Below are 8,876 nucleotides of genomic sequence, written 5' to 3'. Positions count from 1 at the left end.
GATCCCTTTTAGTTACTCATGAACCCTCTATGCGTAACAGTTTTTCAGAAAAGAGCCCTTTTAGTTACTCATGAACCCTTTATGAGTAACAGCTTTTCAAATTTGAGCCTTTTTAGTTACTCATGAACCCTCTATGAGTAACTAAATTTCATATTTCTGCCTTATTACTTACTCATGAGTTACCCCAATTCATTTTTCAATATTAACCAGGATTTATTTCAACACCTAGAAAAAATACCCGGCTATGTACCGGGTATTTTTTATTATTAATTGTAGAAGTCTAATTCACTACAATACTTCCGAACTAGTCTTGCAGCTTTTGACTGACTAATATCTAAATCCTCGGCTACTTTTCTTGTATTCCTATATTTTGTATAAGAATTAATTACAATGTTTTTCTCAACTTCTTCTAGTGAAGCTAGAAGCGAACAGTCGCTAATCACTTCAGTGCTTGAACTGTCTTTTTTGTTTTCGATTAATAAGTCTGTTAAATCCTCGACTTTTATAATGCCATCACTTGTTACTACGAGGCTTTCAAGCATATTTTCTAATTGTCGTATATTACCAGGCCATGAATAGTTGTAAAAAGTATTCAAAGCTTCTTCAGAAATGATCGTATTTAAGTGATGTTTTCGATTAAATTCAGATAGAAAATGATAGGTTAGTGGAATGATATCTTCTTTTCTTTCTCGTAATGGTGGAATTTTTATATTAACGACATGAAGGCGGTAATATAAGTCTTCTCTGAATTCCTTGTTTTGTACCATTTCATATAAGTTTCGATTTGTTGCTGAAAGGATACGGATATTTACTTTTTTAGCTTGTTTGCCACCAATTGGCATAAATTCAAATTCTTGAATGACTTTTAGAAGCTTTGCTTGAACTTTTGGTGAGATATCGCCGATCTCATCTAAAAATACGGTTCCCCCATCTGCAAGCTCTAAAAGTCCTTGCTTGCCACCTTTTGTTGCCCCGGTAAACGCTCCATCTCTATATCCAAATAGTTCTGACTCTAGTAGCTCTTCTGGAATAGTTGCACAGTTTAAAGATAAAAAAGGTGCTTTACTTCGATTGCTCTTTTGATGGATATATTTAGCGATTACTCCTTTTCCTGTACCAGATTCACCTTGAATTAATACAGTTGCATCTACTTTAGCAACCTTTTCACAAACCTTAACAATATTACTCATTTCCTTGTTATTCGTAATGATATTATTTTTATAAATTGCTGCTTGTTCAGCTTCATTTATTTCCTGTTCATCAGGTATGTATAAATCTTTATAGCTTGCATCTTGTGAAGATGTGATAATTAGCTCAATTTCTTGTTTATCATTTAGTAAAGGAATGGCTGTTGTAATAATTTCTTTTCCAACATAACTTATTTGTTTCATTATGACTGTTTTCTTTTCTTTGAATAAGCGTGGAAGAATAAGCGGTTTCCAATATTCTTTTGAAATTAAATCATCGTTTGATTTTCCTACTACATCCTTTAGTTTGATCCCATAATGTCTTTCACAAGCTTTGTTCATATACACAATACGGGCATCTTTATCAAGTACATAAAATTCATTTGGAGAATTGTCCAATATTTTTTGTAGGATCTCATTACTAATCTCAATTTTTATTTTGTCATTTGTTGTATTTGCCAAAACGTAAACCTCCTCTAAAAACATTGTTAGTCAAAAAATAGTATGTTGAGTTAAAATTGACTGAATTGAGTAAATTATAAGATAATTATTCTAGTTTGAAAATAGATAAATAGTGTTATCTCCTTTCATACAACGAAACCAAAAATTGGCATAAATCTTGCAAGAGTTAATTAATAAAGGGTGGATTTAGTTTCAGGTGAAATCCAACTAATCATTACTGCTAAAAGGAGGAATCATTATTATGTCTACAAAGGAAACGCAAACTTTACAAACGTCATTGCCGTATAAAAATTATGTTAGCCAAGAGGTATTCGACACGGAAAGAAAAAAGATTTTCAGTAATAATTGGATTTTCGTAGGTCATACTAGTCAGGTTAAAAAAGTTGGTGATTATTTCACTTTTGAGGTTGCTGGCGAATCTATTTTAGTAACACATGCTAATGATGGTAAAATACGCGCATTTTATAATATTTGCCCACATCGTGGTACAAAGGTGGAGCAAAGTGAATCAGGAAATAAAAAAATCCTACAATGTATTTATCATGGCTGGACTTTTAAGTTGGATGGGCATGTAAATCGTGCACCAAACTTTAAAAATATCGATTTAGGTGAATATAACTGTTTGAAGTCGATTCAATTAGAAGTACATCGCTCGATGATCTTTGTAAATTTAAATAAGAATGCACCAGCATTTTCTGTTGAATACGGGGAGTTAGTAAACGAACTAAGTCGTTACCCTTTTATGGATTCATTACAATTAGTAAAAGAAAACCGCCGTTTGATTAAAGCGAATTGGAAAGCTGTCGTTGATAATTTCTTAGAATGCGATCATTGTCCAGTTGCGCATCCATCATTTTCGAAGACATTTGATTTATCGAATTACAGCATCGTTCCTTGTGATAAATTCTCTTACCAATGTTCAAATGTAAAGAACCAGGAGGAAAGCTTAACACGTTTTTACTGGATCTGGCCAAATATGATGTTGAGTGTATATTCTGGTAGTGGAAATATGACGACAACACAACTAATTCCTATTGACGCAAACCAAACAATGGCAGTATATCGCTATTTCTTTATAAATGAAGAAATTTCGAAAGAAGAAGAGGAAATGATTAAATTTGTTGATCAAGTGCGAGAAGAGGATTTTGATTTAGTGGAGTTATTACAATCGGGCTTACATTCTAATGCATTTGAAAATGGTATTTATTCACCTACAGAGAACGCGATGCAACATTTTCACGAGATGATTAAAGAAGCAATCGAGTTATAATCGAGTTTTTGTAGAATGTAAAAATGATAGATTCCTATTCGGTATTTTATTTTAGATAATGGGATGTTTTAAAAGCTAAGTATTTATAGTTTACCGATCGATCATACTCGGCTTTTCTTTTTTGGTTCGATATTTTGAAAACGTTTTATTTATAGCTATTATCTTAATCTATCAAAAGTATTTTTCATATTTATCTAGTCTCACGTAAAAGAAGGAGAGGGTATCAAATGAAAAAATTACTGTACATATTAAGTGCAATACCAGCTATTGGATCGCTCACAGTTATTAATAAAGTTGAGCCATATGTTCTTGGAATGCCATTTGTTCTCTTTTGGACGATTTTATGGGTTTTTCTAACATCGATATTTTTATTAATTGTGAATAAATTAGATCCTGCTAATAAAGGGGGCGAGCAATAGTGAATTCCGCACTGATCATAATTCTTGGCTTTTTAGCTTTATCTATTTGGTTAGGTTTACAAGCACGGAAAGGTAAAGAGATGACTTTTGAGCAGTGGTCAATTGGTGGACGAGGTTTTGGTTCTCTTTTTGTTTTTCTCTTACTGGCAGGAGAAATGTTTACGACATTTACATTTATGGGGGCATCGGGTAGTGCTTACTCGTTTGGAATGCCGGCAGTGTATGCCTTTAATGCTTTTTATTTTATTGTAGCTTATTGGCTGTTACCTCCAGTTTGGAAGTATGCAAAAGAAAATAATGTTGTGTCACAATCTGATTTTTATACGAAAAAGTATAATAGTTCAGCACTAGGAGTTCTTGTTTCAGTCATTAGTATTATTTCGATAATTCCATATTTAACAATGCAGTTAAAAGGGTTAGGTATTATTGTTTCAGAGGCTTCTTACGGAAAAATCCCGCAGAGTATTGCGATTACAATTGCTGTCATTGCGATCACAATTTATGTAACAGTTTCAGGGATCCATGGTTCAGCTTGGACAGCTGTTATTAAAGATACGCTAATTTTATTTGTTGTCATCTTCGTAGGGATTTATTTTCCTGTACATTATTACGGTGGTTTTCATCCAATGTTTGAGGCAATCCAAACTGCTAAACCTGATTTGATGATATTCCCTGATAAAGGGTTAAGTGTTTCTTGGTTTATTACAACTAGTATTATGTTAGCTCTTTCATTCTATATGTTCCCACATATGCTCATGGGGATATTCTCTTCAAAGAGTGCAAAAGCACTTCGTTGGAATGCAGCATTTATGCCAATCTATCAAATTATCATAGTCTTTTCTTTATTTGTTGGATTCGCTGCTATTCTTCAAGTTCCATCATTAAAAGGTGGAGACGTAGATTTAGCCCTATTTAAACTCGCTAAGATTTCGTTTGATCCTTGGTTTGTAGGGGTTATTGGCGCAGCAGGAGCTTTAGCTGCACTAATACCAAGTTCATTAGTCTTAACATCTGCTGCTACGATTTTATCTAAAAATGTTTATAAAGCAATGAAACCTAATACAACAGATGATCAACTTATTAAACTAACTCGAGTTTTAGTACCGTTACTTGCACTAGTAACACTGTATTTTACGTTAAACGGTGGCGATACAATCATGACACTCTACATAATGGCATACAGCTTTATGGCGCAGTTGTTTCCAGCATTGTATTTTAGTCTTTGGAAAAAAAATCCGGTAACAGTTCAAGGAGCGGCTGCCGGTATCATAATCGGAGTTGCAGCTGTTACGTATTCCACAACAACTGGCACAACGTTAGCAACACTGTTTCCATCGTTTCCTCATGTCATACAAGATATTGATGTTGGTTTAATTGTAATGGTTATCAATTTTGCTGTAACTCTAGTAGTTAGTAGAGTGACAAGAAAGACTAAATTTGTAACAGAAAAGAACGATCGAGTGCTTACTAATTTTCGAGAAAATGTATAAAGGTGTATTTTAGGAGAAAGGAAGTGGTCAATTATGACTCAATTTAAGCACCTATTCTCAAAAGTGACAATTGGAAATACTGAACTTAATAATAGAACTTTATCGACAGCACATCAAACTAATTACGTAGAAAATGGCATTCCCACTCCTGAAATGACTGCCTATCATGTTGCTCGTGCGAAGGGTGGAGCTGGACTAATTATTCTTGAAGCAGCTGCAGTTCACTCATCGGGCATGCTTACTTCACATACGATTGCAGGGTTTGATGAAAAAGTGATACCAGCATACGCTGAAATCGCAAAACAACTTCACCAATATGGTACAAAAGTTTTTAGTCAACTATTTCATGGCGGAAGAGAAGTTGTATCAAGCGATTATCGTAATGCTGCTTGGGCACCTTCTTCGGAACCAAGTTTTAGATTTGGCATAATGCCTAGACCAATGAATATTGATGAAATTAAAGATGTGATAAAGGGGTATGCTCATTCAGCCTTAATAGCTAAAAAAGCTGGTCTAGACGGAGTAGAAGTTTGTTGTTCCCATGGTTATTTACCAGCCCAATTTTGGTCAAGCCATACGAACTATCGCACTGACGAATACGGTGGAACCTTCGAAAACCGAATGCGCTTTATTGTAGAAATAGTACAAAGTATTTGGGAAAAAGTTGGCGAAGATTTTACTGTAGGAATTCGAATGAGTGCAGATGAAATGACAATGGACGGAACGAATATAACAGACGCGGTGAAAATCGTCGAGCATTTAGTTGAAAATGTTCGAGTGGATTTTATAAATGTAACATCTGGCGACTCAAGTACATACGCAGGATCGACTCATATCGTTCCACCTTCTCCAATCAAACATGCATATAATTCTGCCCATTCATTTAAAATTCGGATGGCTGGCGCTGTTCCTGTATTTGTCGGATCCCGAATTATAGACCCGATGGAAGCAGATAAAATAGTAGGTTCAGGTAAAGCGGATGTAGTCGGTATGACACGAGCTTTAATCGTTGATCCTGAATTACCGAATAAAGCAATGAGAGGAGATCTACATTCAATTGATGCATGTTTAGGATGTATACAAGCTTGCATTGGTCACTACTCTAAAGGACTTCCAATTGGATGCGTGCAAAATCCGATGGCAGGTAAAGAAAAAGAATTATTACCACTAGTCCAAAGCGTAAGAGTAAAACAAAAAGTACTTGTCATAGGTGCAGGACCTGCTGGATTACATGCTGCTTTAACTGCTGATGGTGAAGGGCATGAAGTGATATTGGTTGAACAGAGTGATGAGATTGGCGGATTACTAAGAAAGATGAGAAAGGCTCCTATGCGTCATGAAGTAGCTGAAACGATGTTAGACAATTATATTAGAAAGCTATCTAATAGTAAGATTGATGTTCAACTTGGTAAGAAAATTACACTTGAGAAAATATCAGAGATTAAGCCAGATGTGATTATTTGTGCTGTAGGTTCTAGACCATACTATCCACATGTGGAAGGCATCGGTGATCCAAGAATCATAACAGTTGATGACCTTTTCAGCGGAAACTCGATACAAATGGGCAAACGTGTATTAGTCTTTGATTTAATCGGCGATTGGCCAGGTATCGAAGCAGCTATCCACTTGAAGGAAAAAAATCACGATGTTACTTTGTTTTCTGCTAAAGTACACATTGGAAAAGAATTACATTCATATTTAGTAAATGAATATTTAAAGAGACTATATCAATTAAAAGTAGATGTTCGCCCACATTTTGATTTTGGTGGTATTCATAATAATCAAGTCAAATTAAGAAATCTTTTTACTCATGAGACGGAACTTATAGACGAGTGGGATACAATTGTACTTGCAATGGGACGCGTTCCAAATTATGAGCTATATGAACAAGTGAAACATATGGCACCAGTCGTTAGACAAATAGGGGACTGTCTTGCTCCGCGTACAATTGAAGAAGCAACGTACGAAGGATTGACATCGGCTCTTGAAATAGGAGTTGTTTCTTCTGGGGTACACGTTTAAGTAATATAGACTTAAAAAAGAGCTGTCTCAAAAGTAATGAGGCAGCTCTTTTTTATTTTCAGCATGAGTGAAGTATTACGAACAAATTATGTCTTTTGTTGATAAAGTTGTGAACTTTATTGATATAGTCATTATTTTTGTTGATAAAATAACGGAATTTGTTGATTTAGCTTAGAGTTTTGTTGATAAACCTTTTGGATGAATTGCATCTTCCAGGTAAGATACGTACCTCACTAAATCTTCTAGCATAAAAAATTTTAGTGCCAATAAGATTATTAATGAGGTGATGACGTGGGTAATAAAAAAGAAACAAACTCCTCTGTTGATAACGATTCGTGTTGTTTTGAACCGTTTATTAGTCCCAACCCTATTACTTCATTTAATCCTGTTCAACATTTTCCTACTATTGATCAAACAGCTTTTATCAGTCAGTTTTCTAGTGTGATTGGTGATGTTACGATTAAAAACAATGTTTATGTTGCGCCTAATGTAAGCATACGTGCGGATGAAGGGACCCCGTTTTATATAGGCTCTAAAACGAATATTCAAGATGGGGTAGTTTTGCATGGATTATTAAATAAAAGAATTACAGTCGATAAAAAAAAGTATTCGATCTTCATTGGAGATGAAGTGTCAGTTGCTCATGGTGCTCTTATTCACGGACCTTGTTATATTGCGGACAAAGTATTTGTTGGCTTTAATTCCATCATTTATACTGCAATTGTAGGAAAAGGCGCGTTTATTTCTTATAATGCAGTTGTAACAAATGGTGTTCGAATTGCACCAAATAAGTTCGTGCCACCCGGAGCTAATATTGATACTCAAGAAAAAGCGGATTCACTTTCTAATGTACCAAAAGATAGTAAGGAGTTTGCAGCTGAAGTTCAACGAGTCAATCAGGAATTCCCGGCATCATATCATCTGTTATTTGGGAAAAATCGTTGCTCATGTGGTTTGGCTTGTGAGCATTAATATATTTTTGAATACTTAAAGGCTGATTTTCTAAGGTATCTTCTACCTTAGAAATCAGCTTTTTTCAGTTATTACCCCATATTTTTTTCTATAGTAATCATCTTCTTAATGATCTACCTATTTGTTAAATTCATTTTTTAATTGATTTATATATTTTTTATCATCAGATGACAGAGGAGGATATTTATTTGTTACAAATCCTACATAAAAGGGCCGGTGATAAGGATTAATTAGTTCGATCGATTTAACTTCACCAGTTTGGATCAGTGGTTCATTTTGGATAACGAAGTCAGTGCCAATTGTTATTGCAATATTTTCTTTGACTGCGCTTCTAATACTGTCGATATTATTTGTTGAAAATAAAATTTCTGTTTTGTTTTTTAAAAACTCATCATAATACCATCTAATGTTTTGTTCATCATGAATGACAAATGTTTCGTTTGATAAATCCTCTATTGTTATTTGCTTACATTCAGCGAGCGGGTGCTTTTTACTTACGCATATTTTGATTTTAACCTCTTGAATAATATCAAAAACCATTTCTTTATTTGTTTTTAGTAACTTGTCATAAATCCAAATTAAGCCAAAGCGTGCATTTTTTTGTTTTACATCATTTATAATTTCTTGTGTTGTTTTGCCATTAACTTCTATTTTTGTGTTTGGATTTTCGGATTTAATTAGTTTAATTAAATTGACGATATAATGCATTAATCCAGGTACAGAAGCGATCGTAATCTCTTTTTGTAATTCATTTTTTTTGAGTGCTAGCTCTTTTAATTTTTCAGCATGTGCCAAAACATTTACGGATTTTTCAATTAGTTTTTCTCCTTCAGGTGTGGGGATTGTTCCATGACGCAAACGAGTAAAAATTTTAAAGCCGAATTCTTCCTCTAAATTGTTTATGGCCTGAGATATTGCAGAAACTGAAATATGTAATTTTTTCGCAGACATTGAGAGTGAGTTAGTTTTTGAGACATCAACTATATAAGCTAAATGGTCTAAATTCATTTGTTTACTCCTTAAGAAATCGTTAATCTTAATTTAAGTATAATTA

At 34.2% G+C, this 8,876-nt stretch carries 7 protein-coding genes; 5 read left to right on the top strand and 2 right to left on the bottom strand.

Going from position 1 to position 8,876, the window contains the following annotated elements:
- Positions 1-266: 266 nt before the first annotated feature.
- Positions 267-1,649, bottom strand: a complete 1,383-nt coding sequence (locus CN692_RS23265; protein ID WP_257144108.1) for a sigma-54 interaction domain-containing protein — start codon at positions 1,647-1,649, stop codon at positions 267-269.
- A 241-nt stretch (positions 1,650-1,890) separates the two neighbouring features.
- Between CN692_RS23265 and CN692_RS23260 the strand changes: the two genes are divergently transcribed.
- The 5 genes from CN692_RS23260 (at position 1,891) to CN692_RS23240 (ending at position 7,822) form a co-directional block, all read left to right on the top strand.
- Positions 1,891-2,919: an aromatic ring-hydroxylating oxygenase subunit alpha gene (locus CN692_RS23260; RefSeq protein WP_098121503.1), complete on the top strand. Its 1,029-nt coding sequence runs from the start codon at positions 1,891-1,893 to the stop codon at positions 2,917-2,919.
- Positions 2,920-3,146: 227 nt separating this feature from the next.
- A complete protein-coding gene (locus tag CN692_RS23255) occupies positions 3,147-3,338 on the top strand; it encodes a DUF3311 domain-containing protein (RefSeq protein WP_098121502.1) in 192 nt (63 codons plus the stop codon).
- Entirely contained in the window at positions 3,338-4,828 is a 1,491-nt protein-coding gene (locus CN692_RS23250; RefSeq protein ID WP_098121501.1) for a sodium:solute symporter family protein, read from the top strand. The genes CN692_RS23255 and CN692_RS23250 overlap by 1 nt, the downstream gene beginning before the upstream one ends.
- 33 nt (positions 4,829-4,861) lie before the next feature.
- Complete coding sequence (locus CN692_RS23245; protein ID WP_098121500.1) at positions 4,862-6,850, top strand: oxidoreductase; 1,989 nt, start codon at positions 4,862-4,864, stop codon at positions 6,848-6,850.
- Between the two features lie 291 nt (positions 6,851-7,141).
- The gene (locus tag CN692_RS23240) at positions 7,142-7,822 is read left to right on the top strand and encodes a carbonate dehydratase (protein ID WP_098121499.1); all 681 of its coding nucleotides are present in this window, start codon (positions 7,142-7,144) and stop codon (positions 7,820-7,822) included.
- 117 nt (positions 7,823-7,939) lie between these two features.
- Here CN692_RS23240 and CN692_RS23235 read toward each other — a convergent pair whose 3' ends face one another.
- Entirely contained in the window at positions 7,940-8,830 is an 891-nt protein-coding gene (locus tag CN692_RS23235; protein ID WP_098121498.1) for a LysR family transcriptional regulator, read from the bottom strand.
- Positions 8,831-8,876 lie beyond the last annotated feature (46 nt).

It is taken from the genome of Bacillus sp. AFS002410 (assembly GCF_002556365.1).
Classification (GTDB): domain Bacteria; phylum Bacillota; class Bacilli; order Bacillales; family Bacillaceae_G; genus Gottfriedia.
Note: the sequence above shows the minus strand (reverse complement) of the source record. Positions and strands in the feature narration are given on the sequence as shown.

What these genes read in the sequence shown, in the direction of transcription:
- CN692_RS23255 (WP_098121502.1), top strand. Translation starts at nt 3,147, where the DNA reads ATGAAAAAATTACTGTACATATTAAGTGCAATACCAGCTATTGGATCG.
- CN692_RS23235 (WP_098121498.1), bottom strand. Translation starts at nt 8,830, where the DNA reads ATGAATTTAGACCATTTAGCTTATATAGTTGATGTCTCAAAAACTAAC.
- CN692_RS23245 (WP_098121500.1), top strand. Translation starts at nt 4,862, where the DNA reads ATGACTCAATTTAAGCACCTATTCTCAAAAGTGACAATTGGAAATACT.
- CN692_RS23260 (WP_098121503.1), top strand. Translation starts at nt 1,891, where the DNA reads ATGTCTACAAAGGAAACGCAAACTTTACAAACGTCATTGCCGTATAAA.